Raw genomic sequence first — 25,117 nt, 5'->3', positions numbered from 1 at the left:
GCGGAGGCCGATGCGGTAGGACAGGTGGGTGTCCAGGCCGCGGAGTTTGCCTTCTTCGAGGCGTTGGGAGGCCAGGAGGAGGTGGACGCCGAGGGATCGTCCGAGTCGTCCGATCATGACGAACAGTTCGGCGAAGTCGGGTTTGGCGGACAGGAGTTCGGAGAACTCGTCCAGGACGACGAACAGGGTGGGCATGGGTTTGAGGGGTGCGCCTTGTTCGCGGGCTTTCTCGTAGTCGCGTAGGGAGGCGTAGTTCCCGGCGGCGCGGAGCCATTCCTGGCGGCGGACCATCTCGCCGTGGAGGGCGTCGTACATGCGGTCGACGAGGGGGAGTTCGTCTTCCAGGTTGGTGATGATGGCCGACACGTGCTGCAGGCCGTCCATGCCCAGGAAGGTCGCACCACCCTTGAAGTCCACCAGGACGAAGTTCAGCACCTCCGACGAATGCGTCATCGCCAGACCGAGGACCAGGGTGCGCAGCAGCTCCGACTTTCCTGACCCGGTCGCACCGATCAGCAACCCGTGAGGACCGACGCCGCCCTGCGCGGCCTCCTTGATGTCCAGTTCGACCGGGCGGCCCTCGGCGTCGACGCCGATCGGCACGCGCAGCCGATTGCGCGGCGCGCGCGGACGCCACGTCCGGGTCAGATCGAGCTCACGTGGCGAACGCAGACCGAGCAGGGAGGTGAGCGTGAGGTTGCCCGCCAGCGCGTCCTGTTCCGGTTCCTCGGGCGCTCCCGCCCGCAGTGGGGCGAGCTTCATGGCCAGGGCTTCGGCCTGCACGGGGCTGAGCGCGTCGGGACGCCCGAGCGGGGACACGACGTCCTTGCCCAGATGATCGCGCTCGAGCATTTCCAGCCGGTCGTCCGTGACGTTCAGCCGGAGCGTGGACGCGTCGGACGTCGGGGACACCGCTCCGCTCAGGTCCACGACGCAGACGCCCCTGATGCCGTCCGCGCCGATCTGCGAGTCCGGTGAGACCTCGCCGCCGTCCACGACGACGAGGTGGTACGGCAGGTCGTCCTTGTCGACGCCGGGGCCGAACCTGGCCCGGTCCTTGATCTCCTCACCGAGCCGTTCCTCCAGCTCGGTGAGGCTCCCGGCCAGCAGCCGGACGGGCCCGGCCGCGTCCTGCTCGGTGGGGTGCAGGCAGTGCGGCAGCCATTTGGTCCACTGCCACTCCGTCATCCGCTCCGGCGAGACGCAGATCGAGATACGCAGGTCGTCCGGCGCGTGGAACGTCGCGCTCTGCGCGAGCAGCGCCCGCACCATCGCCCGGACGGCCTGCGGGTCACCGGTGGGGACGACCCGGGCGAACGCGGGCAGCGACACCGCCACCGGCAGATCCGGGACGGTCGAGTGCGCGCGCAGAAACCTGCGCAGCGCGCCCGCGCACATCGGCTCCAGGTCCTCGATCGGCTTGGTCTCCGGGACGAGCAGCTCGAGCGCGAGCCGCTGCCTGCCCCGCCCGATCCGGGCCTGGCCGAAATCGGCGTCGGAGGGACGCCGCTCCCACAGCCGGTGGCTCATCGCCAGCGACCAGAGCGTGCGCGGCTCCGGACCCGTCCATTCCAGGGCCTGCCGCTGCTGCCCCGCCGCCTTGCGCACCCGGACGCGGACCTGGTCGAGGTAACGGTAGTAGTCGCGACGCGCGCCGTTCAGCCGCTGCTTGCGCTCGCCCGCCCCCTGGCCCATGTGCCCGAAGCCCATGCCGACCATCGACAGCGCGAAGAGCCCGCTCGCCACCCACATGATCGGGTTGCCGCCCGCGCCGCCGGAGCCGCCCATGAACATCAGGCCCATCGCGCCGCCGCTCGCCGCCATCGGCAGGTAGGTCAGCATCCCGGAGAAACCCTGGCTCACCGTCTCGGGCACCTCCGGCGGAGGCTCCAGAACGATTTCACCCTGCGGTATCTGCGGAGGTGAAGGGCGTTCCGGACGGCTGACGAGGACAATGCCCATCTCTGTGGCCCCTCCGATGACTGGCGCCGATCCGTCAAGACTGGTAGTCAATGACCGGTCATCCTAATGATCGAGGCGGGTGCGAAGTCGAGCACTCCGGGAGGCCGAGTGAATCCGACGATCGGTGTCGACCTGTGCCGCGTGGCCCTCGTCTCCGTGAATCGCCGAGTGGACGTGTCACTGCCCGCCGATATGCCTTTGGCGCACATGCTGCCCACGCTGCTGAAAGTCGCCGGAATCGATCTTGCCAACTCCGGACTCGCACATTCCGGCTGGGTTCTGCAGCGTCTCGACGAGGCTCCCTTCGACGAGTCGAAATCCCTGTCGGCCCTCGGGGTGCGTGACGGTGAGCTGCTCTACTTCCGACCTGGGCTTTCGCAGATTCCCGAGGCCGCGTTCGACGACGTCGCGGACGTGGTCGCGACCGGCGTCAACGAGCACGGCGACCGCTGGCGCCCGGAACTGACCCGCCGGTTCGGCCTGCTCGCCGCGGCCACCGCCCTCGCCGTCGGCGCCGTCGGCCTCGCGGCGGCGGGTCCTCCGTGGGAGGTTCTGGCGATCGTCTCGTCCACCGTGGCGGTCTTGCTGCTCGTCGGCGGAATCGTGCTGTCGCGCGCGATCGGGGACGCGGGAGCGGGCGCGACGCTTGGTTACGGCGCCCTGCCGTACGCCTTCCTGGGTGGCCTGCTGGCCCCGGCTCGTCCGGTCTCGCTGTTCTCGCTCGGTTCGCTGCACCTTCTGGCGGGGTTGGGGGCGGTCACGTTCGTCGCCGTCGTCGCCGCGTTCGCGATCACCGAGGGACTGCCGACCTTCCTCGGCGTGGGGTTCACCTCCCTGCTCGGTGTGGTCGCCGCCGGTTGCGTCCAGGGCTTCGGCTGGTCCGCGGACGGGGTGGCGGCCTGCGTCGCGGCGGCGTGCCTGGCGCTGACCGCGTCGATCCCGTCGCTGGCGTTCCGGCTGGCCCGGCTGCCGCTGCCGCCCGTCCCGGAGAACGCCGAGGAGCTCCGGAGCGCGGCCCAGACCTTCGACGGTCCCAGCCTGCTGCGCCGGACCCGTGACGCCGACCGCTTCGCCACCGGCCTGGTCGCCGGAGTCGGCCTGGCCTGCCTGTCGGCGCAACTGCTCGTGGTCCCGGAGCGCGGCTGGCTGCCGACGACGATGAGCGCCTGCCTCTCGGTGGTCCTGTTGCTTCGCGCGCGGGTCTTCCACGGGCGCGGTCAGAGGTTCTGGATGCTCGGGTCCGGCCTGGCGGGCCTGGCGCTGCTGGCCTTGCGAGTCGCTCTGACCGAACCGCCGCGTTCGGTCGTCCTGCTGATGCTGGTGCCCCTGTTGCTGGGCGTGGCATTGATGATGACGATGGCCCTGCGGCTGCCGGTGAACAAGCCGTCCCCCTTCTGGGGACGCGCCGGGGACATCCTCGACATGGTGCTGATCGTGAGTCTGTTCCCCCTGGCGTTCGGTCTTTTGAACCTGTACGCCTGGCTGCGCGGATTGGCCGGTTGACCTGCGATGCAGAACCGCAAGGACCTGTACCAGGCGCACAGACTGATGACCCAGAGGGTCTCGCTGGCGCTCCTTCAGGGGACGCCCGGCGCGGCCGAGTCCCCGCTGCGGAGGACCGGCGTCGGGGCACTGTGCGGGCTCATGGTCGCCGTGCTGGTCGCCGCCGGCTTCGGGATCGCCGGCTTCGTGCTCAAGGGCGGCGCGCGCAACCTCGAACAGCCGGGCCTCGTGCTGATCGAGAAGGAGACCGGAGCGTCGTACTCCTACAGCGCGCCCGATCACCGGCTGATCCCGTTCGCGAACTACGCGTCCGCCCGGCTGGCGATGCCGACGACGGACATCAAGCGGAAACTGGTCTCGGGACGGTCGCTGGCGAAGTACTCACGCGGCCCCCTCACCGGAATCCCGGGCGCACCCGAGTCGCTGCCGGACCCCGGCCATCTGACCGGAGGGCCCTGGTCGCTCTGCGTCCGAAGCGCTGCCGGGACGGGCGGCCTGACGAGCTCTGTCGTCTCACTGGTCGGCGGACGCGATGTGGGGGGCCGTCCCTTGGGCGCGAACGAGGGAGTGGTCGTCCAAGGGGGCCCGCAGGCGTGGCTCGTGTGGCGGAACATCCGGATGAGGATGACGCCACGGGCCGTCCGCGTCCTGACGGCGGAGGCCCCCGCACCCGTCGACATGCGCTGGCTGAACGGACTTCCCCAGGGCCCCGACTTCGCCGCGCCCGCCATCGCGGGCCAGGGCACCCGCGTCACCGGCCCGGACGGAGCGCCGGCCCGCGTCGGCCAGGTCTTCCGCGTCCCACCGGTCGCGGGGACCTCTGAGCGTTGGTACGTCCAACTCGCGGACGGCCTGTCGGGCATCTCCGCGACCCAAGCCCGCCTGCTGCTGGACCAGACCGGCTCCGTGGCGCAACGGGACATCACTCCAGGGGCGGCCGGTTCGCGCGCGTCCGCGACGAACCTGCACAGCCGGGACCTGCCCGAGGAGCCGCCTCACACGGTGGCCTACGCCCCGACAGCGCCGCTCTGCGCGGTGTACCGGGGAACGAGCACCCTCTCCACGGACGCGCGCTTCACCGTGGGCGGCGCGCTCCCCGACCAGCGCGCCGTCGCCGGTGCGCCCTCGGCCGGGCTCGACCAGGTGTTCCTGCCAGGCGGCGGAACCTTCGCCGGCACGTTGACCGCGCCGGGCCAGAGGCCGGAATCCTTCGCCCTGATCACCGATCAAGGGCTGCGCTACCCGGTGCCGACCGCCGATGATGTGGCGAAATTGGGCTATTCACCCCAATCGGCGATTCCGGTACCGGGAAACCTCCTCCAATTGCTCCGTGAGGGACCTGCGTTGTCGAGTGCCATGGCGGCGCGGCCGGTTCCGGCCAACTGACAAAATTCCAGCAGCGACCTGACAAGTGCTGTCACAGGTCGTCGGGGGATCGCGTTCGGACGTGTGAAAGGGAACCGTCCGTGCTGTCGGCGCGTCTATGGACACGAGATCAGGCCGATCCCTACGATCGAATTTGCTCGTAGGCACGAACCGTGTCGAGTGCCCCCCCGCCAACCGGCTCCCCGCACCGGCTGAAAAGCCGACACGTCTCGTGAACCCCAAGGTCAGACGTGTGCGAGGAGAGCGATGAGCAACCAGTCAGCGGTCAACCGGGTACACATGCAGCAGGCGGCCGGCAACGTCCAGGACGCCGCGGGGCAGATCAACCAGATCAAGGGACAGCTCAACGGCCACCACGCGGAGCTCCAGGCGGCGTGGAAGGGCGAGTCGTCGGCCGCGTTCACGCAGGTCTACAACATGTTCGAGACCGAGTTCTCCAAGGTGCTCAAGGACCTCAACGTCATCCACGAGAAGCTCGTGCACACCAAGGTCAAGTACGCGGCCGCCGAGCAGCAGAAGACCGAGCGCGTCAACCACCTTCGCGGCGTCATCTGAGCCGGCCGTCCCGAGACCTGGAGGAACCACGATGAGCTACACCTACGTCAACTTCGGCGGGATGCAGAACGGCCAGCAGAACTTCCTGGCCGCGCTGAAGCAGTACCAGTCCACGCTGGACCAGCTCGACGCGCAGGTGCGCGCCCACCTGGCCGAGTGGGACGGCGACGCCCGCCAGGCCTACGAGGCCAAGTCGCGCGAGTGGAAGCAGGCCGCGCAGCGCATGGCGACCGCCGTCTCCGGCATGAGCCAGGCGATCGGCGACTCCCACGACATCCACCTCGGCGCCGAACGCACCAACGCCGGCATGTGGGGCGGCTGAGCCCTCCGATCCCACGGAAGGAGCCAAGCACCATGCCCCCCAAAGACCCCAACGACGTCCTGAACGGCATTCTCCCCGGTATCGCTCCCCAAGGCCCCCATATCCCGTTCGACCTCAACCGCCCGGACCTGCTCGTCAAGCCGCCCGTGGTCAGCAACAACGGCGCCGGTGGCCGAGGCCATGTCATGGCCGTTCCGGAGCAGATCCGGAAGGTCGCCGAAGAGATGGAGAAGGATGTCAGCGCCCTGGAACAACAGCTGGGCGCGTTGAAGACCCAGTTCGGTGAGGTCGGCGGATGGGACGTCGCCAAGGCGCTCCACTCGAACGTCGGCAAGGCCCACGTGAACATGGTCGAAGGCATCCAGGCCTACATCAGGGCGTACCGAACCGTCATCGCGCGCGTTCGTGAAACCGCCAACAGGTACAGCACCGCGGAAGGCGGTGCGAAAAAGGCCAGCGACGGACCACGTAAGACCCTGGGCGATCCACCCTCGCCTTGGCGGACCTCGTGACAGGACGGAGAGGCATGAGGAGGCCCCATGGGCGGTGACGTCCGCGAAGAGAAGATCAGGCCGGGTGGCCTTCCGCACGGCAATCCAGCCCAGTACGACTACGACAGCATCAACAGGCTCCTCATGGGCGCCACTCCCGAGTCCCTGGACGAGCTCGCGTCGAGCTACACCGGTGTGTCGGATGCGCTGAGCAGGGTCGAGGGCAGCCTCGTCACCCACATGCAACGGCTCACCAAGGTCTGGGGCGGAGACGCCCAGGAGCTGGGCGTCGCCAACGTCAAGTTGCTCAACCAGGCATCGAGCACTTTGTCCGAGGCGACCAGCAAGTTCGGGGGCGCGCTGACGGAAGCCTCGGGTGCCATCAAGACCAGCAAAGCGTCCATGCCGACGAAGACGGCGCCGACCAACCCGAACACCCAGCCCAGCCGGGCAGCGGACATCCTCGCTCCGCAGCGCGACAACCAGGCGGCGCGGGATCACCTGGCGAAGACGAACAGCGACCTCGCCAAGGCGTACTCCAAGATCCCCAGCACCGTCTCGCTCAATCTCCCAGGGCCGAGGTCGGGCCGGGGAGAAGAGGCATACCCGGGGGCAGGTGGTGCTGGCCCCGGCAGCGGACGTGGTGGCCCCTCGGGTACCGGTGGAGGTCCAGGCGTCCACCAGATTCCACCATCCAGCCACCAGCCGGGCAGCGGGAGCGGTGGGGGCCACAGCAATACGCCCGGTCAAGGCCACAACCCAATTCCTGGGCAGGGCGGACATGGCGGCGGGCACGGGTCCGACCTCGAGGGAACCTCGCCTGGTTCGTCAGACCCGAACGGAAGCGGACCGGGCGGAAAGGCGCCGAATACTCCCCCAAACGGAAACCAGCCAGGTCTTCCACCGGGCTCGGGAGACGGAAGGGGGCCTGGATACATTCCGCCTGGCCCCGGGCTTCCGGGGCGGGGAAAGCAGGCGTCCGAAAATCCGCTGATCGGCAGAGGGCCGGGAAACCCAGGCCCCAGGGCGGAAGTTCCGGATGGACGCGGACCGAATGGTCGTTCCACACCGTCCGAGGGCATCGGTCCAGGAGGCCGGCCGGGCCTGGGCCAAGGTCGTGGTGGGCTACTCAGCCCCAGAGGTGTTCTCGGTGGCTCAGGGACCGGAGCACTCAGTGGCGAAGGGGTTCCCATTCGTGGGTCCGGCGTGATCGGCAACGGCAGGATGGCCGGGGCCGCAGGAGAGGCATCTGCCGCAGAAGCCACTGCCGGTAGCCGGGCTGCAAGCGGCATGCCCATGGGGGGATCGGTCGGCGGTGGTCGTACCCACAAGCCGGATCGCGAACGGTCCTCGTGGCTGACCGAAGAGCCGGATGTCTGGAAGGACGACGACGCCACGGCGCCGAGGGTCATCGGCGAGCGAGGTCGGCGGAAGAATTCTTGATCGCCATGAATGGAGGAGCAGCGCCGCGCAGGTGGATCGCGACGGCTTGTGTGGCGCTGCTCCTCGCGCTCCACATGGGGAACGCCGCTGCGGCGCCCAGCCCACGTTCCGAAGAGTGGTGGTTCTCGGCGTGGGAGATAACGAAGATCTGGAGGATGACGAAGGGGGCGGGCGTCATCGTCGCGGTGATCGACTCAGGAGTGGAGGCCCGCCTCCCCGACCTGCAGGGAGTCGTTCTCAAGGGCGGAAGCGTCGGATGGGGTCTCCACGGTGACGGCCGGACCGACCACGACTCGGAACAGGGTGGGCACGGCACCGGAATGGCCGCGCTGATCGCCGGCCAAGGCAAGGGAACCGGCATGACGGGCGTGGCGCCCGACAGCAGAATCTTGCCCGTCCTTGCGGACCAGGACTCCTGGCCACAGGCAATACGGTTCGCCGTTGACCACGGCGCGAAGGTGATCAACATGTCCGTGGGCGCGGACACGGCGAGCTGTGACCCCAAGCTCCAAAACGCGATCTCATACGCCATTGATCACGATGCCGTCTTGGTGGCCGCAGCAGGGAACAAGGCAGGGACGGACAGTGAAAAAAGCTCTCCGGCGAACTGTGCGGGGGGCCTTGTCGTCGGGGGCCTCGATCAGAATCTCGGGGTCTACCGGAACAGCACGCCAGGTGATTCCACGGCGGTGGCGGCACCCGCTGTGAACGTTGGATCGATTGGCAAGGCCGGTGTTTTCGGTGTGGTCAACGGCACCAGCAGTGCCACAGCGCTCACTTCGGGGGCCATCGCTCTCCTCCGGTCCCGGTTCCCGGACGAGTCAGGCCGCCGTATCGTTCAGCGACTCCTGAACACGGCACGTGATGTGGGAGACAAGGGCTGGGATAGATACACAGGAAATGGTGCGGTAATACCCTACTCGGCGGCTGTGGACAATGTGCCAAGCGGTGCGCCAAATTCTGTCTATGCCAGATATGATCGGTGGAGCCAGGGGCGGACCGGGAAAGCCGGGCCACAGGCCCCGGTCCAAGTGAGAACGCCAAAAGACAAGTCGCGTCGCCCCGGTCACTCTGGCATTCCCAAGATGCTGTACGTAGAGATCGCCGGAGCCCTCTTGGTTGCGATGGCTGCCGTCGGAGTGGTGCTTATAGGGGTTCGGCGTGGTCGGAAGAGGTAGTCCGATGGGGAAATATTTCAACCGCTCCTCAGCCCGCCCTGGACCTGTTTCGCTCGCGGCTGGATTCGTTAGCACCGCTCAACCCACCCGGCTGAAAGGGTGGGTTATGGGGGAGATTAGAGCAGATTTTCAGGCCGTCGCGGACGCTGAGCAGAAGTTCAGCGAAGCCCTTCGGCGACTCGAGGGCCTTCGAGAAGGACTCGGCCAGGCTCTGGAACGGACTCTCTCAGGGTGGAATGGTGACGCGAGGGAGGCCTATCTCATCGCCCATGCGCGATGGAACAGGTCGGCGAGGCGATGCATGCTGAGCTAGCTCGGCTTCATCGAGATATCGCTCACGCTCACCGGAACTTTCGGAATTCCAGTGAGACCAACGTACGGATGTGGTCCGGATGGCAGGTGTGGCGAGCCTCAGTCATCGCGCTCGGCGCGGTGGCCATACTTCCTTTATTGGAGTATCGATGCTCTGCCTTCAGCGGAAGACGACTCGTAAATGAATCCATTCACCCAACGGGGCATGTCGGGAGTCGACGGCCAACAATGAGCCCACTCAAAGATGAGTTGAACAGGAGCACGCCACACGCGCCAGCGTCCGAAGAGGAGGTGGCCGCGCGACGGGAAGCGCGCAACCTTTGGGCTGGAACGCCGGAGGCATCCGGGCCTGAAGCAGAGAAATCGACTGAAAGTGTTGCGGAACCGGTTGACGGTGAAATGGATCGCGACCGGTCGCCTCGCCGCACCGGAAGTCCGTCACCCGGCTGGCAGGGCGTCGGTGACGGTGCCGGGCCAAGTGATGGGCCCTCCTATGAGGAAATCGATGCCGAGGCGGATGCGGCCGCTGAAACAGCGGCAAGGGCCCTGCTCGTGTTGGCTGACCAGTCATTCGAGGAGCAGAGCAGGGACGGGGCGATCCATGTCGTCGTGGATGGATGGGGTGAGGTGACGTCCATTTACATCACTCGCCGACCTGAGGATCACCTGGGTATCGCAGAATTTGAACGCGACATCGTAGAGCTGATCAACAGGGGTATGGGCCGTGCTCAGCGCTACCAGAAGGCGCTGAGGGAGCAACAGGGCGACACTCCCTACTGGGAATCATGATGGACACTTCATCGGATCATCGACGTCAGAGGGCCGAGGATCGCCTGGCCTCACTGGACGAAGCCGCGCGGCGCATGGACCATGTCGAGAGTGAGGTCGCGGCCTATGAGTTGAGGATCGAGGGGGTTATCAACAGGCTCGCCTCTACTGAAGTCGAAGGGAAAATGGACGATGGGCTCGGATCCGTTGTCGTCAACGGGGAAGGCCGGCTCGTCCGAGTCAAATTCGACCCCGATCGGTTGAGCGCGACGGAAGTATCAGAAGTCGGTGGTCATATTTTGACGGCTATCAGCAGAGCTCGGTCGACGTTGAACCAGAACCTCCGAGCTGGCATGAAGCAGGCGGCTCGAGAAATCGGATTCTGAGAGGTGGCGAAGGATGTCACGTAATCGTCCGGGGCCTGGCGGGGGCAGGGGCGGAGGTGGACGCGGCCAAGCCGGCGCTGGTGGAACCGGCTCCGAAGTCGAGGAAGCTCTGCCCGGTGCGGACAGCGGTCGAATGCTTGTCAACGTCGCGCACGCCGTTCTCATGGCAACCGAGGTGCTGAAGGCTTATAAAGCTCTACAGAAGACCAAGCCGAAGCCCGCAGCGATCAGAAAAGCTGCAGGGAAATGGTATGACGCCAGCTCCCATTATGACGAATCAAGCGATATTCTCAAGGAGACGTACAATCAGCTGGGCGGTTACTGGGAAGGCAAGGCTTTTGATGCCTTCAAGGGGTATATGACAGATACCGTTCTCCCGGTGGCGTCGAAGAACTCTGACGCACTCTTTGCCGCCGGCGATGAACTGGTGAGCATCCATAATGACATCGTCGATCGCTATAATGATGCAATGCAGAATTATGCCGATACCCTGGACAAGGCTCTTGAGCTCCAGGCCAGTATCGGAGAGGCTGCAGACAAGGACGCGAAAGCCGCCGCCCAGACGGCGTTGATAAACTATCTCAGAGTCTGGATATCAAGAGTTTACAGTCACACCATTCTCGTGAAGAGCATTGCGGACAAGGGGGCCGGTGCCATGACCTCCCTGAGCGGGAAGGTGGAAAAGATCCGCGCCCCCAGGGCTATGCCTCCAGTTATCGCGGACAGGGATAAATGGAAGTACTCCGGATGAGTTCGCGAGCATTGTTCGCGCGCGCGTCAGTTGCCGCCCTCGCCGTGCTCGCGCCGGTCGCCTGTTCTTCCGGGGGAGATGGCGGGGAGGATATCAGAACGAAGCTCGTGGCCACTGGCGCCAAGGACGTCCAGCCCTGTGAAATGCTTTCCTCGTCTACTCTGAAAAAGATCATCGGTTCGTTCGAGCAGAAGAGCGGTCCGATCAAGGAGAGTTCGAGCTGCTCCTGGGCGACTCGGGCCGATTCGGTCGGAGATGATGGCCCAACATCTGTTGTCGTGACCATATCCGTCCAGAAGAGAAGAGTGGCGCGAGGGGATTTCTTCGGTGAGGCCAAGGCGAGTTTCAGGGGATTTCAGTCCGGCAATACCTGTAACGGTATCTCGGTTGGGGCAAGTGAGAGCTGCTGGTATGGTTCCGGCCCGTCCCTGGGGGTCGTGGTCCGCCGCGGATACTACGTAGCGCTGGTCGTCTACACTCCTGAAAGTCAAACGCTGGCGCACCTGAATCGCAAGGATGTATCCAAAATGCTTGCCGTGGATCTGGCGGCCAGGATGCCGGTCTGAGAACCTAAGGGAGAATGGCATGGTGGACGCGTATAGGGTAAACGGTCTCGATCGGATTGTTCACGCTGGAGACACGATAAACGAGGCGGTGAATAAATGGGGCGAAGGCAGCCTGGCGATCGATGGTGCCTGGCTGGAGTACGGAGCGCTCAGTGAGTACGGCGAAAGTGCCCGCTTCGCCTATGAGAAGGTTCGATCGGATGCTCAGAAGCGGCTCGTCGAGTCAGAGAACTCACTCATTCTCTCTCGCGAGACCATGTACCAGGTAGCTCATGTGTACAACAGGAGTGAGATCGACTCCAAGGGTGCCGTGGCGAAGTCGCCTGGGCTGCGTCATCGTCCCGAGATTGACGACCCGAACCGCTGACGGATAGAAGCCGTGGCCGAAGAAGTACCGTGTCCAGGTTGCCGGCCTTCGATTGCCATCCGGCAGTCATCAGGCCTCCGGACCGGCTTGGGGTGTTCGTACCCGGGCAACGCGGTTCGACCGTGAGTCACTGCAGACCTGCAACCGGAGTGGTCCTGGGCTAGTGGTCGGCTGATGATGCCTACCTGAAGCGGTGCCTTGAAGCGTTCTGGTCCGCTGTACCTTCCTGGGTCAGTGTTCTGGCTGGTGCTGGAGGTGGTGGAGGAGGCGGTGGTAGTGGTGCCAGGTGGCTGGGGTGGTGGTGTCGCCTAGGGGGTACCAGGTGATCGGGCCGGCGGCGGCGGAAGGGAAGTCGGGGGCGGGTGGGCGGAAGCCCGTGATGGCCAGGCCGACGGGTGTGGACGTTCCTGACCAGCGTGGTTCGACGGTGAGGTCTGGGCGGCCGGGGGACTGGTGGACGAGCAGGGAGGTGAAGGGGACCTCCGTTGCCGCGGCGGCCAGGATCGCCGGGAGGTGTCGGTGCGGCTGTGGCGCGTTCAGCGCGAACGCGAAGGTGATGGTCGTGTTCTCGGTGGCAGTGCCGTTGTGAGCTGAGGTTCGCTCCGAGAGCGCGAGGGACGGCCCCGGGCCCACCGCGACCATGCGGGTGGGGGGATCGGCGTAGAGGTCGGCGAGGTTCCAGGGGTGGGCGATGGGTTCGGACGTGTCCCAGCCCGTGGGGTTGGCGCCGGTCATGGCTCTCGTCAGTGCTTCGACGGCGGCGCCGGGAGCGGACGAGTCGGTGCGCAGAGTGAGTGTGAGGTGGGTGCCGAGCGGGCTGGCCGGGCCTTTGACGAAGCCCGGGGCGTAGTCGGTCGCGCTCGAGAGGGGGACGAAGGCCGTGCCGTCCCAGTGCATGGGGTGGCCGGTCAGGGCGGCGTAGTAGCCATCTGTGTCCCGGACGATCCACTCGATCTTGTTGGCCGTTACCAGGAGACGCAGCACGGTGGTGATTCGGCTGTGTGGGGAGGTGACGAGCTGGACGATGCGTCCCGAGCCTGTGCATGTGCTCTCGGCTTCGGCGAGGTCGCTGGTGAGCCCGATGACGGGACGGTCGGAGAGCACCACCAGGGCGCGGTCCGTGACGGCGTCGAAGGTGGTCATGCAGGCGTCTCTGCGGTGCAGATGGTTCCGTGGTGGCGGGTAGCGAGGGCTTCGGCGCAGTGGCGGGCGGTGGCGGACGCGGTGTCCGGTGTGGCGGCGGCGCGGAGGTCGATCCACCAGGTGGGCAGCGGTGCCGGGACGCCCAGCAGGCGTTCGGTTTCGCCCGGGACTTCGATGCGGCGTGGCTCGGCGACGCGGACGAGTAGGCGGCCTTCGTCGTCGTAGAGCAGGGTCGCGCCGTCCAGGTGGGCGATCGACAGGGCGGTGTCGCGGAGGGCGTCGGAGTTCGACAGGACTGCGGCGATGTCGGGTGGTTCGGGCAGCAGGACGACCAGTTCGCGGCTCATGTGCTGCCTCCGGCGAGCGAGTGGGTGAAGGACTCGTCGGCGATACGGGTCGTGGCCTCGCGGGTGGAGGCGCTGAGCAGGCCGCTGTCGATCGAGGCTCCCGCAGCCAGGTGACGGTCGAACGGGACGGTCACGACGGACTGGCCGCCGCCGCTGAGAAGGCGTTGGGCGCGGGCGAGGTCGGTGTCGGGGGCAGGTGTGTGCGAGACGAGCACGATCAGCGTCCGGGGCAGGAGGTCGGCGTGGCCGTTGCGTGCGAACCAGTCGATGGCGGCACGGGCGCTGAGCGTGCCGTCCCCTGTGGCGGGGGCGACGAAGATCTGGGCGTGGGCCGAGGTCAGGATGTCGCGGTGGAGCGGCGAGACCAGTCCGGCTCCGCAGTCGATCACGGTTGTGGAGAAGTAGCGGCCCAGTCGTCCGAGGCCGGTGTGGAAGGTGTCGAAGTCGAGGTCCGCGCCCACCGAGCCGTGGCTGCTCGCCGCGAGTACCCAGAGGCCGCTCGGGGTCTGGGTGAGGCAGGAGGCCGTTTCCTCGAAGCTTGACGGGCGGGCGGCGGCCAGATCGCGTAGCGAGCGCGTGGGGCGGACGCCCAGCCGGGGGGCGAGGGATCCGAGGCCGGGGTCGGCGTCGACGGCCGCCACGCGGTCGCTGCGGTGTTCGCGGATCACGTCGGCGACGAGCGCGGAGATGGTGCTCTTGCCCGAGCCGCCTCGGATGCTGGTGACGACGATGCGGCGGCAGGACGGCACCGGACGGTTCATCCGCTCGACGATCTGGGTCGTGTCCCGGACGTCCCCGGCCGCCGACGCTCCGACGATGCGCCGCATCCCGTGGCCGAGGCGTCGCACCGTCGAATCGCCGTGCCGGACTCTTCGGACCATCTCGTCCGCGGAGGGGCCGGGGGCCGCCTGCTGCATCGGAGGCCGTTGCGTCGGCGGGGTGGGTGGTGAGGCGGCGAGTGCGGTGGGCTCGGGCGTGAAGGTCTGGTGGGTGGCGGTGGACCAGTCCACGGACGCCAGCTGAGCCTCGGGTGGTTCGGGCTGTTCCGCCGGATGTTGTTCCCGGGGCTCGGGTGGCTCTTGGGGTAGGGGGCGGCCCCACTCGGGGAACGCGTCCGGGACGGGCTGTTCCGGTGGTTCGGCCTGAGGCGGGGCAGCGAGGGGGCTTGGCCGCTGGAACTGGGTGGTGGCTTGTCTCTGACCTGACGGTCGCGGACCGGGGAGCTGGACGGCCGGGGGTGCGCTGAGAGGCGCGGAGAAGAGGGGTTCGGATGGTGGGGTCGGGCCGAGGAGTACCAGGCCGGTGTCGGAGATGCCGAGGTCGCGGAGCACGTCGTGCTGCCAGTCTCGCTCGGTCACCGGTCTCCCCTCAACGGCGCTGCCAGAGTCAGGCTGACTGGTGGGATCCGGACGAGTCTAGACCCCGGTTGATCTCGCGGCGGTCCCTGTTCCTCAGAGGTAGAGGCCGGGGGCTGTGGCCGGGGTGGGGAGGGTGGTGGGGAGGTCTTCGGGGCGGAGGACGGCGGGGTCGGGGGTCGTGGTGGTGGTGAGGCGGACGGACTGGGTGGCGACGGCGGCGTCCAGGAGGTTGCGGATGAAGCGGCCGTTGCCGAAGGACGGGCCCCTCGGGACGGTGGCCAGGAGGGCGCGGAGGGCCTCGCGGACGCCGGGGGCGAGGGTGAGGCCGTCGGCGGCGGCGAGGACCTCGAAGATCTGGACGAGTTCGGAGTCGGTGTAGTCGGGGAAGCGCAGGCGCTTGGGGAAGCGGGATTCCAGGCCGGGGTTGGCCGCCAGGAAGGCGGTCATCTCGCGTTCGTAGCCGGCGGTGATGACCAGCAGGTCGCCGCGGTACTCCTCCATGAGCTTGACGAGGGTGGCGACGGCCTCGGCGCCGTAGGCGTCGGAGCCGAGGGCGTACGCCTCGTCGATGAACAGGACGCCGCCGAGGGCCTGCTCGACGGCGGCCTTGACGCGCGGGGCGGTCTGGCCGAGGTAGCCGCCGACCAGGTCGCCGCGGGCGACCTCGACGAGGTGGCCGGAGGACAGCAGGCCGAGGTCGGCGTGGACGGCGGCGACCAGGCGCGCGACGGTGGTCTTGGCGGTGCCGGGGCCGCCGGAGAAGACCATGTGGCGGGTGGGCCAGACGGCGGGACGTCCGGCGGCGCGGCGGAGTTCGGCGCTGCGGGCCTCGGCGGCCAGGCGGTGCACCTCGGTCTTGACGTCGCGCAGGCCGACCAGGGCGTCCAGGGACCCGAGCGGGTCGGCGGCGACGATCGCGCGGGACGTGCCGGTGAGCGAGTCGGGGATGTCGGCGGGCAGCAGTTCGGCGAGGCGCTCGGCGGACGGGCGCTTCAGCGAGGTGACGCGCCGGGCCTGGAGGGCCTGGGCGCGTTCGCACAGGTTGCGCATGAGGCGGGCGTTGCCGAAGGAGCGTCCGCGGGGGGCGCGGCGCAGGAGGTCGGCGACCTTCGCGGACGCGTCGCCGGTCAGAGTCAGTCCGGATGTGGCGCACATGCGGGAGAAGATCTCGACGAGCTCGGTGTCGGTGAAGTCGGGGAACCGGACGGTCACCGGGAACCGCGAGGCCAGGCCCGGGTCGGACGCGACGAACCGCTGCATCTCGCGTTCGTAGCCCGCGGCGACGACGACGAGGTCGTCGCGGTGGTCCTCCATCATCTTGACCAGCTCGGCGACGGCCTCGGGGCCGTAGTCCTCCGACAGGTCGGACTGGGCGAGCGCGTACGCCTCGTCGATGAACAGGACGCCGCCGACCGCGCGCCGGACGACCTCGCGCGTCTTGACCGCGGTCTCGCCGAGGTACTGGCCGACGAGCTGCGCGCGGGACACCTCGACCAGGTGCCCGGACGACAGGATGCCGAGGTCCTTGTAGAGGCGGGCGAGGAGCCGCGCGACCTCGGTCTTGCCGGTGCCGGGGTTGCCGGTGAACAGCATGTGCCGGGACGGCGCGCCCGCGGGCAGCCCGGCGTCGCGGCGCAGCCGGGCGGCGTTCGCCCCGGCCACCATCAGCTCGATCTCCTTCTTGACCGGCGCGAGGCCGACCAGCGCGTCCAGCTCGACGTGCGGGTCGGACGCGGTGCCGGCGGCGTCGAAGCGGGCCGGGATGTCGGCGCGCTTGACCACCGGCTCCTCGCCGGGCGCGGTGCGGGCGCGGACGTCGGCGACGATGACGTCCGCGAGGCGCTGCGCGAGCCGGGCGTTGCGCAGGTTCCGGACGGCCGGGGTGCGGGCGAGCAGGTCCCCGGCGGCGGTCAGGGCGCGCTTGTGGGCGCGGGCGCCGCGCGCGGCCAGGGCGCGGGAGAACAGCTCGGCGAACGCGTCCGGGCTGAACGGGCGGGTGTGGACGACCTCGAACCGCAGCGACAGCGCCGGGTTGACCTCGCGGATCCGCTCGTCGCCGCCCGGCTCGCACAGCGCGACGACGTGCAGGTCGTCGTGGACGTCCAGGGCGCGGTGCAGCTCCTCGACGATCGCCTCGCCGCTGCGCGGGTCGCGGGACATGTCGTCCAGGCCGTCGATCACCATGAGGCGGGAACCCGCGGACTCCCGTGCGTCGTTGTACAGGTGCGTGGTGGCAGCGGAGACCTCCTTGCCCGCGAAGAAGTCGTCGGCGAGCCAGAGCGGGGACGAGGTGACCCCCCGGTCGAGCAGAAGCCGGGCGACGTGTTGCGCGGCGTCCCGCTTGCCGGTGCCGTCCGGGCCGACCAGCATCAACCGGACGGGCCCGTCGCCCTCGGCGATCCGCGCGAGGGCGGCGACCACGTCAGGCTGGCCGACCAGGTCGGAGCCGACCTCGGCCGACGCGCGCGGGCGGCGCGAGCGCGGGGTGCCCTTCCCCATGGACGAGGCGAGCGGGTTCACGACCCGGCGGCGCGGCCGGAACAGCCGCCGCAGGTCGTACTGGAACTGGCTGACCGGGATCGACTGCGGGTCCGGGATGTCGCAGTCGGCGGGGAGCCCCTGCACGGATCCGGTGAACCGGACGGCCATGTCGAGCCAGCCGCGGCAGGCGTCCGCCTCGCCCGCGCCGAGCGCCCGCGCGAGCCACGCCCGCACGCCCTCGCTCCATTCGGACGCGTCGAACCCGGTGTCCCTGACGTGGGCGAACCGCTCCAGCAGTTCGCCGTAGGCGTTCTCGCCGAGCACGGCGGACAGCTCCGCCGGGACCTCCCGGAGCCCGCCCTGGAGCAGCAGGTGGACGTACAGGTCCTGGACGGACTCCTCGCGCGGCGCGGCGGACCGCAGGTGCTCGTGCGCGGGGGTGAGCCCGGCGCAGATCCACTCCAGGTAGCCGATCGGCCCGGCGAGCTCGGGCAGCGCGGCGATGATCTCGTCGGACGCGTGGTCCATCCACGCCTGGCGCTGGTCGACGAGGTGGTCGGTGATGTCCAGGGTGGGCGGCGGGTCGGCGAGGAGCCGGGCGAGGGCCCGCCGCCGGGGCTCCAGGGGCTCGATGCCCTCCAGGACGTCGAGGGACTCGCGGGCCAGGGTGAGCGCGAGCTCCTTGTCGCCGCTGTCGCCGAGCCACTCCAGCGGACGGAAGTTCCCGCTGGTCACGATCCAGGCGGGGAACTCCAGCATGAGGTCGCGGGGCTCGCGGTGGTACCTGCCGAAGAACTGGTACTGGAGGCGGGAGTGTGATCCGGTGCACACGGCCGAGCCGCCGCCGAGGAACTCCAGGGCGAGCACGAGGTCGCCGAGGACGAGCGGGGACGGCGCGGTCAGCAATTCCAGGTCGTCGGTGGTCAGATCCTTGCAGCGGGGGTCGTTGACCAGCGTCTCGACCCGGTCGCGGATCTCGGCGAAAAGGCCGTCGGGCACGCGCCAGGGGCCGGTGGCCCAGTAGTCGCAGACCGGCTCATCGGTGACCAGCAGCTCCAGATGCTCCGGCAGCGCCACGCAAGACCCCCCTCGCCAACAAACCCGGCGTAAAGGTTAGGCCGTCTCCGTGACAACTGTGGCCAGGTTTACTCGTCTGTCCGCACGGCGTAACCCCCGAGTGAGGGTTCGAGCAGGCCGAACGCCCGGCCCGCGGCCTCGGTGAGGGCGGCGGCGATCTCCTCGTGGGTCCGGCCGTCCGCCGCGTGGCGCTGGGCCTCCTCGAACAGGACCCGGTGGACGCCCCCGACCTGGGCCGCCGCCAGCCGGGCCCCGAGCCCGGCCACGCCGGTGCCCGCCTCCTCGCCGGTCCCTTCCCCGGTGCCGGTCGCCTTGCCGATCGGTTCGCCGGTCGCGTCGCCGGTCGCGTCGCCGGTCGCCTCGGCGAGGGCCTTGGCTAGGGCGCGTTCGCGTTCCTCGTGCAGTTCGCGGACGCGGGCGACCAGCGTGGGGCTCCCGGCGACGAGCCGGGCGAACGGCTCGCCGCTGAACCCGATCATCGCCTCGCGCCGGTCCACGGCGTCCAGGTAGGCGCGGCGGAGGGCGGCGAGCGCGGACTCGCCGGGCGCGCGGTCCCTGACGGTCGCTGCGGGCCAGGCGACGAACTCCTCGTGGACGTCGAGGGCCAGGTCCTCCTTGCGCGGGAAGTAGTTGGTGACGGTCATCTTCGCCACCCCGGCCGCCTCGGCGATCTCGGCGATCGTGACCTTGTCGAACCCGCGCTCCAGGAACAGGCGGGTGGCGGTGTGCGAGATCGCGAGCCTGGTCCGGCGCTTCTTCAGAGCGCGCAGACCCTCGGTCGGGCCGGTCATGCGGTGATTCTAGGACGGACCTAAGAACGGCCGGGGCGGCCGTCGCGAACCCGTGGGATCACCATCCCGTCACATCTCCATGTCCGGTTCGCCTTGATGTCGGACTTGCGTTGAGTTGTGGTGCCAGAGTGGACGTCGACCGGGTGCGACGCCCGGACGGTTCATGGACTGGAGTGGCGGGATGGAGACCAGGCGGCTCCGGCGGCTTCTTGCCGCGGCGGCGCTGGCGACGACGGCGGTCACGGCCGGGACGGCGGCGGCCGTCCCCGGGGAGAGCGCGGGCGGGTGGGGCACGGCCGTGCTCGCGGCCTCGCCGCCGCTTCCCTGGACCGCTCCCATGCCCGCCGCGCCGGGCAGCCCGCTGGACCCACTGCGGGTCCCGGACGACGGCACCCCCATGATCCCGACGGTCGGCGAGCCCACCTCGTCCGCGCTGGACCACGCCAAGCTCCAGGCCACCCTGGACGCCACGCACGAGGCCGGGATGTACGGCGTGACCTCGGCCGTCCGGGACGGCGGGACGACGTGGCAGGGCGCGGCCGGGGTCGCCGACACCGCCACCGGACGGCCCGTCCGGACCGGCATGCGGCAGCGCGTCGGCGGCGTCACCGAGACGTTCGTCGCGACGGCCGTCATGCAGCAGGTCGACCAGGGGCGCGTCCACCTGGACGACGCGATCGGCGGCTACCTGCCGGACGTGGTCCCCGGCCCGCGCGGGCGGCGGATCACCGTCCGGATGCTGCTCGACCACACCAGCGGCATCGGCGACTACCTGCCCGCCGCGTTCCCGTCGCTGAGCGAGCCGTCCGCGGAGAGCCTCGACGCGAACCGGAACCGGCGGCTGAGCCCGAGGCGGCTCGTCGACTGGGGCCTCGGGGCCAAGCCGACCGGCGACCCGGGGCAGAACTGGACCTACTCCGGCACCGACTACGTGATCCTCGGGCTGCTGCTGGAGAAGATCACCGGGCGGACGGCCGCCGACTACATCACGGCGGCGGTGATCCGCCGCTCCGGGCTCCGGCACACCTACTTCCCGGGCGACGACCCGTCGATCCGCGGCCCGCACTCCCGGATGTACGAGTCGTTGTCGGGCGTGCTCGACCAGCCCCGCGACTACAGCGAGTACGACATGAGCTGGTCGTCCACGGCCGGGTCGCTGATCTCGACCGCCGACGACCTGAACCACTTCTACCGCGACCTCCTCACCGGCAGGCTGACCAGCCAGGACTCCCTGGCGGAGATGAAGAGGACCGTTCCGGTGAAGGACGCGGGCGGGACGACCGTCCTCGACTACGGCCTCGGCCTGTACGCCCTGAACCTGCCCTGCGGACGGTACTGGGGGCACGACGGCAGCGTCTGGGGCGCCGCGACCCAGTCGCTGACCAGCCAGGACGGCGACCGGCAGCTCACGGTCGCCATGAACCGCACCGGCTTCCAGAGCCTCGACGGCCAGGGCGTCCCGATCGCCGGGCCCATCGACAACGCGCTCGGCGCCCACGTCCTCCAGGCGCTGTGCGGGCCGTCCGACGCGTCCTCGGCGGGTTCCGCCGCCACGACCCGCTTCCTTCCGCTCACGTTCCTGGCTCCGCCCGCCTGAAAGGCGATCCGCCGGAGAAGGGCGGCGAGCCGGGAGTAATGTGATCGAAATGGACGAACCGCTGCGGGGAGTGGGACGGACGGCGCTCGGCGTGGCCCGGATGCGGGCCGCGGAGCACCGGCGGGAGGACCGGCTCTTCGCCGATCCGTTCGCCGAGGCGTTCGCGGCGGCCGGGCCGCCCGCCGTGCCGGGCACGGCCGGGGCGATGCGGGACATGATGGTCCTCCAGGTGATCATCCGCACCCGCTTCTACGACGACTACTTCCTGGACGCCGCCGCGTCCGGGATCCGGCAGGTCGTCCTGCTGGCGGCCGGGCTCGACACGCGCGCGTTCCGGCTGGACTGGCCGGACGGCGTGCGGCTGTTCGAGGTCGACCTGCCCGACGTCCTCGCCTTCAAGGACGCGACCCTCGCGGGCGCGGAGCCGCGCTGCGGGCGGACGGTCGTCGCCGCCGACCTGCGGGAGGACTGGGCCGGACGGCTGCCGGCCGCCGGGTTCGACCCGTCCCGTCCGACGGCGTGGCTGGTCGAGGGCCTGCTGATCTACCTTTCCGAGGACGACGCCGCGGCGCTGCTGGACGGCATCGGCGAGGCGTCCGCGCCGGGCAGCCGCCTGGCGACCGAGGACGGCACGGGCACCACCTGGCTGATCGACCTCGCGCGGACGCATCCCGAGCAGTTCCCCGCCGGGGCACTGTGGAAGGGCGGGCTGGGCGAGGAGTCCGCGTCCTGGCTGGAGGAGCACGGCTGGCGCGTCGAGCAGCACAGCCTCAGCGACGCGGCGGCGTCCTACGGCAGGTCCGCCCCGGGGAGCGGCTCGCCCCGCGGCTTCCTCATAGCAGAACGTCCCAGATAACCGAACGTCCCAGCTGACATCGTTTTCCAGACGTCCGGCCCGGAGCGCGCTCCCGGCCGGATCCCTCACGTCTCAGGAGATCCCTTGAAGAAACTGCTGCCCATCGCGGGACTCGTCGTCGCCGTGCTCCCGCTGTCCGCGTGCGGAGGCGCGTCGTCGTCCGGCCGGACGTCGGCGGCCCAGCCGGTCGCGGCGCGGGTGTCGGCGACGGCGGACCGGTACAAGAACTACGCCGACCTGGCCCGTCACGAGAAGGAGGGACGCGACTACCTGCGCGTCCTGCGGCCCGCGAGGGCCTCGCACGTCGCGCAGATCGCGATCCACGGCGGGGGGATCGAGCCGCCGACCACGCAGCTCGCCGACTACGCCGCGCGCACCGGCAAGGACGGCTTCTACTCGTTCGAGGGCATCAAGAAGTCCGGGAACACGGCGCTGCACATCACCTCGACCCATTTCGACGAGCCGCGCGCGCTGAACCTGCAGAAGTCGGTGAGGTACACGGTGTCGTGGCACGCCGCGAAGGGCGACACGGCCACGACCTACGTCGGCGGACGCGACACCGCGCTCTCGGCGAAGATCACCAGGGCGCTGCGGGCGAAGGGCTTCAGGGTCTCCACGCCGCCCGGACGCATCGACGGCGGCGACCCGCGGAACATCTGCAACCGGAACGCGCGCGGCAAGGGCGTCCAGCTGGAGATCACCACGGCGCAGCGCAAGGCGTTCTTCAAGGGCGGACGCCTCGACGCGGCCTGGATCGCCGATCCCAGGCACCGCACGGCCGCCTTCTACAACTACGTCCGCGCGGTGAACTCCGTGCTCGCGTCGCTGTAGGCACACGGCAGGCGGACGGCCCGGGTGCGGTGCGCATCCGGGCCGTCCGCCGCTTTCCGGGGGTCACTTGCGCAGGCCGCGCAGCAGGTCGCGGGACCGCCCGGGAGTCTTTCTAGGAGAGTTCGGCGGCCCGCTTCTCCAGGACGTCCCGCTCGGCTTCGTTGCGGGTCAGCGCCGCCGCGCGGGTGAACTCACGGGCCGCGTCGGCGCTTTCGCCGAGACGTGCGAGCAGGTCGCCGCGGACGCTCGACAGCAGGTGGTAATTCGTCATGGACGGCTCGTCCGACAGCGCGTCGAGCACGTCCAGGCCCCGGCGCGGGCCGAACGCCATGCCGAGCGCGAACGCCCGGTTCACCTGGACGACCGGTGACGGCTCCGTGCGCACGAGCAGTTCGTAAAGTCCGGCGATCTGCTGCCAGTCGGTGTCCTCGGCGGACGCGGCCTGTGCGTGACAGGCGGCGATCGCGGCCTGCAACACGTAGGGGCCGGGGGGTGCGCCTATCTCCTGCGCGCGCAGGAGGGCGGCGAAGCCGCGCGAGATGAGAAGCCGGTCCCAGAGGCCGCGGTCTTGCTCGGGCAGCGGGACGGGCGCGCCGTCCTTGCCGACTCGTGCGCGCGTACGGGACGCCTGGATCTCCATGAGTGCGACCAGGCCCTGCACCTCGGGTTCGCGTGGGGCGAGCTCGGCGAGGATCCGTCCGAGGCGGAGCGCCTCCTGGCAGAGGTCCACGCGGAGCCAGTCGGACCCGGCCGTCGCCACGTATCCCTCGTTGAAGACCAGGTAGACGACCTCCAGCACCGAGTCGAGCCGCGCCGCGCGCTCTGGACCCTGCGGCGCTTCGAAGGGCACGCCCGACGCGCTGAGCGTCTTCTTCGCCCGGACGATCCGCTGCGCGACGGTCGCCTCGGGGACGAGGAAGGCACGCGCGATCTCGTCCGTGCTGAGCCCGCCGAGCATCCGCAGCGTCAGCGCGACGCGCGCCTGCCGTGACAGGACCGGATGGCACGCCGTGAAGACCAGGCGCAGCAGGTCGTCGGCGATCTCGTCCGGTTCGGGCATCTCGGCCGCGGCCTCCAGGGCCTGCCCGACCTCCTCGACCTTCCGCGCGAACGTCTGCTCGCGCCGGATCCGGTCGATTCCGCGCCGCTTGGCGACCGACATCAGCCACGCGCCCGGATTGTCCGGGACGCCTTGGACGGGCCACTGCTCCAGCGCCGCGACCAGGGCGTCCTGCGCCAGCTCCTCCGCCAGTCCGACGTCGTTGACCAGCCGTGCGAGCCCCGCGATGATCCGCGGCGCTTCCAGCCGCCAGACCGCGTCGATGGTCCGGTTCACATCCCTCACGCGCCCGATAAGAGCACCTGGCACCCGGAAACGGCAACACGCCCGCCGCGCGGATGCGCGGGCGGGCGTGCGCGCGGGCACTCTGCCCGGGTCACTGACCGGCCATGTCCTCCGGGCCGAAGACCCGCTGGATGATGCCGCGGCCGCTGCCGACGATGGACCAGAACCGGCGGGAGTGCTCGATGGCCTCCTCCTCGCTCCGGACCTCGATGAGGGCGAAACCGGCCACGAACTCCTTGGACTCGCTGAACGGGCCGTCCACGATCTCGGCCTTGCCGTCCTTGGCGACGATGTGGGTCGCCCGCGGGTCGAGTCCGCCGGTGGCGAGCAGCTCGCCGGACCGGCTCATCTCGGCGATGAACGCGCCCATCTTGGCCTGGATCTCGTCGGTCAGGCCGTCCTGCGGGGTGCCGTCGTCGACCGTCGTCAAGAGGAACCGCATTGTGCTCTCCTTCGCTCTCGGTGTCGCTTCACCAGGGCGTCGATCGAGGAAGGGCCGGATCGACACCGCACCGGAAGTTTTTTCAAAAGAATCATGGCGTACGCGCTGACCTGCGAAAAAGGGCGAGCCCCCCGTAGAGGGCGACCGTGGCCAGCCCGGCGGTGACGCCGAGCCCGGCCAGGACCGTTCCATCCGTGTACTCGCCGAGGTACAGGTGCCGGACGGCGTCCACGGTGTAGCGGAACGGGATGATCCGGGACGCCGCGTCCAGCCAGCCGGGCGCGAGCGTCATGGGCAGCAGCAGGCCCGCGAGCAGCATCATCGGCAGGACGACGGTGTTGGCGATGGCGGCGAACTCGGGCGTGGTCCGCACGTTCATCGCCAGGCCGTACGACAGCAGCGCGAGCGCCGCCGACAGCAGCCCGACGAACACGAAGCCGAGCAGGACGCCCGCCAGCGGCGCGCGCAGCCCGAACGCGACGCCGAGCACGACGAGCAGCGCCGACTGGACGACCAGCTGGACGACGTCCCGCAGGGTCCGGCCGAGCAGCGGCGCGGCGGGGTGCAGGGGAGTGGCCCGCATCCGGTCGATGACGCCGACCTGCCGTTCGACCAGGATCCCCATCCCGACGAACATCCCGCCGAGCAGCGACAGCTGGACGAGCAGGCCGGGCACGAACGCCTGCCAGGACGTCCCGCCGGTCCTCAGGTCGACCTTCGACAGCAGCGGCCCCATCAGGGCCAGGAACAGCAGCGGCTGGAGCATCCCGAAGGTCAGCGAGGTCTTGGACCTCAGGGTCTGCCGCATCGAGCGGCCGAAGATCACGCCGGTGTCGGCGAAGAGCTGGTTCATGGCGGG

General features: G+C 69.4%; 25 protein-coding genes. 15 read left to right on the top strand and 10 right to left on the bottom strand.

Annotation, left to right across the window (positions count from 1 at the left end):
• On the bottom strand, nt 1–1,962 hold a 1,962-nt coding region (gene eccCa, locus P696_RS0130695), incomplete at its 3' end, for a type VII secretion protein EccCa (RefSeq protein ID WP_034487922.1).
• A 66-nt stretch (nt 1,963–2,028) separates the two neighbouring features.
• On the opposite strand from eccCa, the gene eccD reads away from it, so the two are divergent.
• From eccD to P696_RS0130670, 5 genes are all read left to right on the top strand, one after another.
• Complete coding sequence (gene eccD, locus P696_RS0130690; protein ID WP_245627880.1) at nt 2,029–3,465, top strand: type VII secretion integral membrane protein EccD; 1,437 nt, start codon at nt 2,029–2,031, stop codon at nt 3,463–3,465.
• A gap of 6 nt (nt 3,466–3,471) precedes the next feature.
• Nucleotides 3,472–4,851, top strand: a complete 1,380-nt coding sequence (gene eccB, locus P696_RS0130685; protein ID WP_026415339.1) for a type VII secretion protein EccB — start codon at nt 3,472–3,474, stop codon at nt 4,849–4,851.
• A 246-nt stretch (nt 4,852–5,097) separates the two neighbouring features.
• Complete coding sequence (locus P696_RS0130680) at nt 5,098–5,406, top strand: WXG100 family type VII secretion target (protein ID WP_084338466.1); 309 nt, start codon at nt 5,098–5,100, stop codon at nt 5,404–5,406.
• A 31-nt stretch (nt 5,407–5,437) separates the two neighbouring features.
• Entirely contained in the window at nt 5,438–5,728 is a 291-nt protein-coding gene (locus P696_RS0130675) for a WXG100 family type VII secretion target (RefSeq protein ID WP_026415337.1), read from the top strand.
• A 32-nt stretch (nt 5,729–5,760) separates the two neighbouring features.
• On the top strand, nt 5,761–6,240 hold the full coding sequence (locus P696_RS0130670) for a WXG100 family type VII secretion target (protein ID WP_026415336.1): 480 nt from the start codon (nt 5,761–5,763) through the stop codon (nt 6,238–6,240).
• 164 nt (nt 6,241–6,404) lie between these two features.
• Here the strand turns inward: P696_RS0130670 and P696_RS0130665 are convergent, their stop codons facing one another.
• The gene (locus P696_RS0130665) at nt 6,405–6,680 is read right to left on the bottom strand and encodes a hypothetical protein (protein ID WP_026415335.1); all 276 of its coding nucleotides are present in this window, start codon (nt 6,678–6,680) and stop codon (nt 6,405–6,407) included.
• A gap of 1,032 nt (nt 6,681–7,712) precedes the next feature.
• Between P696_RS0130665 and P696_RS55050 the strand changes: the two genes are divergently transcribed.
• From P696_RS55050 to P696_RS0130635, 7 genes are all read left to right on the top strand, one after another.
• Nucleotides 7,713–8,840 (top strand): S8 family serine peptidase, encoded by a 1,128-nt coding sequence (locus P696_RS55050; protein ID WP_170026621.1) that lies wholly within the window; start codon nt 7,713–7,715, stop codon nt 8,838–8,840.
• Nucleotides 8,841–8,844: 4 nt separating this feature from the next.
• Nucleotides 8,845–9,153, top strand: a complete 309-nt coding sequence (locus tag P696_RS59415; protein WP_084338460.1) for a WXG100 family type VII secretion target — start codon at nt 8,845–8,847, stop codon at nt 9,151–9,153.
• Between the two features lie 290 nt (nt 9,154–9,443).
• Nucleotides 9,444–9,941 (top strand): YbaB/EbfC family nucleoid-associated protein, encoded by a 498-nt coding sequence (locus P696_RS57055; protein WP_170026617.1) that lies wholly within the window; start codon nt 9,444–9,446, stop codon nt 9,939–9,941.
• Nucleotides 9,938–10,306: a YbaB/EbfC family nucleoid-associated protein gene (locus tag P696_RS49155; RefSeq protein WP_084338458.1), complete on the top strand. Its 369-nt coding sequence runs from the start codon at nt 9,938–9,940 to the stop codon at nt 10,304–10,306. The genes P696_RS57055 and P696_RS49155 overlap by 4 nt, the downstream gene beginning before the upstream one ends.
• A gap of 133 nt (nt 10,307–10,439) precedes the next feature.
• Complete coding sequence (locus tag P696_RS0130640) at nt 10,440–11,057, top strand: WXG100 family type VII secretion target (RefSeq protein ID WP_026415332.1); 618 nt, start codon at nt 10,440–10,442, stop codon at nt 11,055–11,057.
• A complete protein-coding gene (locus P696_RS56365) occupies nt 11,054–11,623 on the top strand; it encodes a hypothetical protein (protein ID WP_157430007.1) in 570 nt (189 codons plus the stop codon). The genes P696_RS0130640 and P696_RS56365 overlap by 4 nt, the downstream gene beginning before the upstream one ends.
• A 19-nt stretch (nt 11,624–11,642) precedes the next feature.
• Complete coding sequence (locus P696_RS0130635; RefSeq protein WP_026415331.1) at nt 11,643–11,990, top strand: hypothetical protein; 348 nt, start codon at nt 11,643–11,645, stop codon at nt 11,988–11,990.
• A gap of 231 nt (nt 11,991–12,221) precedes the next feature.
• Here P696_RS0130635 and P696_RS0130630 read toward each other — a convergent pair whose 3' ends face one another.
• The 5 genes from P696_RS0130630 to P696_RS0130610 form a co-directional block, all read right to left on the bottom strand.
• Nucleotides 12,222–13,133: a DUF6177 family protein gene (locus tag P696_RS0130630; protein ID WP_026415330.1), complete on the bottom strand. Its 912-nt coding sequence runs from the start codon at nt 13,131–13,133 to the stop codon at nt 12,222–12,224.
• The gene (locus P696_RS0130625; protein ID WP_026415329.1) at nt 13,130–13,480 is read right to left on the bottom strand and encodes a hypothetical protein; all 351 of its coding nucleotides are present in this window, start codon (nt 13,478–13,480) and stop codon (nt 13,130–13,132) included. Before P696_RS0130625 ends, P696_RS0130630 begins: the two co-directional genes overlap by 4 nt.
• Nucleotides 13,477–14,838 carry a MinD/ParA family ATP-binding protein gene (locus P696_RS49150; protein WP_157430006.1) on the bottom strand — a complete coding sequence of 454 codons (1,362 nt, stop codon included), beginning with the start codon at nt 14,836–14,838 and terminating at the stop codon, nt 13,477–13,479. The genes P696_RS0130625 and P696_RS49150 overlap by 4 nt, the downstream gene beginning before the upstream one ends.
• Before the next feature lie 93 nt (nt 14,839–14,931).
• Nucleotides 14,932–18,396 (bottom strand): AAA family ATPase, encoded by a 3,465-nt coding sequence (locus P696_RS53120; RefSeq protein WP_051468382.1) that lies wholly within the window; start codon nt 18,394–18,396, stop codon nt 14,932–14,934.
• Nucleotides 18,397–18,464: 68 nt separating this feature from the next.
• Complete coding sequence (locus P696_RS0130610) at nt 18,465–19,187, bottom strand: TetR/AcrR family transcriptional regulator (protein WP_026415328.1); 723 nt, start codon at nt 19,185–19,187, stop codon at nt 18,465–18,467.
• 181 nt (nt 19,188–19,368) lie between these two features.
• On the opposite strand from P696_RS0130610, the gene P696_RS0130605 reads away from it, so the two are divergent.
• From P696_RS0130605 to P696_RS0130595, 3 genes are all read left to right on the top strand, one after another.
• Nucleotides 19,369–20,784, top strand: coding sequence for a serine hydrolase domain-containing protein (locus P696_RS0130605; protein WP_245627879.1), 1,416 nt, complete (start codon nt 19,369–19,371; stop codon nt 20,782–20,784).
• A 49-nt stretch (nt 20,785–20,833) separates the two neighbouring features.
• Entirely contained in the window at nt 20,834–21,640 is an 807-nt protein-coding gene (locus P696_RS0130600; RefSeq protein ID WP_026415326.1) for an SAM-dependent methyltransferase, read from the top strand.
• A gap of 84 nt (nt 21,641–21,724) precedes the next feature.
• Complete coding sequence (locus P696_RS0130595) at nt 21,725–22,471, top strand: poly-gamma-glutamate hydrolase family protein (RefSeq protein ID WP_051468381.1); 747 nt, start codon at nt 21,725–21,727, stop codon at nt 22,469–22,471.
• Between the two features lie 112 nt (nt 22,472–22,583).
• Here the strand turns inward: P696_RS0130595 and P696_RS0130590 are convergent, their stop codons facing one another.
• The 3 genes from P696_RS0130590 to P696_RS0130580 form a co-directional block, all read right to left on the bottom strand.
• The gene (locus P696_RS0130590; protein ID WP_026415324.1) at nt 22,584–23,816 is read right to left on the bottom strand and encodes an RNA polymerase sigma factor; all 1,233 of its coding nucleotides are present in this window, start codon (nt 23,814–23,816) and stop codon (nt 22,584–22,586) included.
• A 91-nt stretch (nt 23,817–23,907) separates the two neighbouring features.
• Nucleotides 23,908–24,258 carry a YciI family protein gene (locus P696_RS0130585; RefSeq protein WP_026415323.1) on the bottom strand — a complete coding sequence of 117 codons (351 nt, stop codon included), beginning with the start codon at nt 24,256–24,258 and terminating at the stop codon, nt 23,908–23,910.
• Nucleotides 24,259–24,349: 91 nt separating this feature from the next.
• On the bottom strand, nt 24,350–25,111 hold the full coding sequence (locus P696_RS0130580; RefSeq protein ID WP_026415322.1) for an ABC transporter permease: 762 nt from the start codon (nt 25,109–25,111) through the stop codon (nt 24,350–24,352).
• Between the last annotated feature and the right edge of the window lie 6 nt (nt 25,112–25,117).

Source organism: Actinomadura oligospora ATCC 43269 (assembly GCF_000518265.1).
GTDB lineage: Bacteria > Actinomycetota > Actinomycetes > Streptosporangiales > Streptosporangiaceae > Spirillospora > Spirillospora oligospora.
This window is presented reverse-complemented; position numbering and strand designations above follow the sequence as displayed.

Excerpts from the sequence above, each read along its gene's own strand:
- eccD (WP_245627880.1), top strand. The coding sequence starts at position 2,029 with ATGATCGAGGCGGGTGCGAAGTCGAGCACTCCGGGAGGCCGAGTGAAT.
- eccB (WP_026415339.1), top strand. The coding sequence starts at position 3,472 with ATGCAGAACCGCAAGGACCTGTACCAGGCGCACAGACTGATGACCCAG.
- P696_RS0130680 (WP_084338466.1), top strand. The coding sequence starts at position 5,098 with ATGAGCAACCAGTCAGCGGTCAACCGGGTACACATGCAGCAGGCGGCC.
- P696_RS0130675 (WP_026415337.1), top strand. The coding sequence starts at position 5,438 with ATGAGCTACACCTACGTCAACTTCGGCGGGATGCAGAACGGCCAGCAG.
- P696_RS0130670 (WP_026415336.1), top strand. The coding sequence starts at position 5,761 with ATGCCCCCCAAAGACCCCAACGACGTCCTGAACGGCATTCTCCCCGGT.
- P696_RS0130665 (WP_026415335.1), bottom strand. The coding sequence starts at position 6,680 with ATGTCCGCTGCCCGGCTGGGCTGGGTGTTCGGGTTGGTCGGCGCCGTC.
- P696_RS59415 (WP_084338460.1), top strand. The coding sequence starts at position 8,845 with ATGGGGAAATATTTCAACCGCTCCTCAGCCCGCCCTGGACCTGTTTCG.
- P696_RS49155 (WP_084338458.1), top strand. The coding sequence starts at position 9,938 with ATGATGGACACTTCATCGGATCATCGACGTCAGAGGGCCGAGGATCGC.
- P696_RS0130640 (WP_026415332.1), top strand. The coding sequence starts at position 10,440 with ATGCTTGTCAACGTCGCGCACGCCGTTCTCATGGCAACCGAGGTGCTG.
- P696_RS56365 (WP_157430007.1), top strand. The coding sequence starts at position 11,054 with ATGAGTTCGCGAGCATTGTTCGCGCGCGCGTCAGTTGCCGCCCTCGCC.
- P696_RS0130635 (WP_026415331.1), top strand. The coding sequence starts at position 11,643 with ATGGTGGACGCGTATAGGGTAAACGGTCTCGATCGGATTGTTCACGCT.
- P696_RS0130630 (WP_026415330.1), bottom strand. The coding sequence starts at position 13,133 with ATGACCACCTTCGACGCCGTCACGGACCGCGCCCTGGTGGTGCTCTCC.
- P696_RS0130625 (WP_026415329.1), bottom strand. The coding sequence starts at position 13,480 with ATGAGCCGCGAACTGGTCGTCCTGCTGCCCGAACCACCCGACATCGCC.
- P696_RS0130610 (WP_026415328.1), bottom strand. The coding sequence starts at position 19,187 with ATGACCGGCCCGACCGAGGGTCTGCGCGCTCTGAAGAAGCGCCGGACC.
- P696_RS0130605 (WP_245627879.1), top strand. The coding sequence starts at position 19,369 with ATGGAGACCAGGCGGCTCCGGCGGCTTCTTGCCGCGGCGGCGCTGGCG.
- P696_RS0130600 (WP_026415326.1), top strand. The coding sequence starts at position 20,834 with ATGGACGAACCGCTGCGGGGAGTGGGACGGACGGCGCTCGGCGTGGCC.
- P696_RS0130585 (WP_026415323.1), bottom strand. The coding sequence starts at position 24,258 with ATGCGGTTCCTCTTGACGACGGTCGACGACGGCACCCCGCAGGACGGC.
- P696_RS0130580 (WP_026415322.1), bottom strand. The coding sequence starts at position 25,111 with ATGAACCAGCTCTTCGCCGACACCGGCGTGATCTTCGGCCGCTCGATG.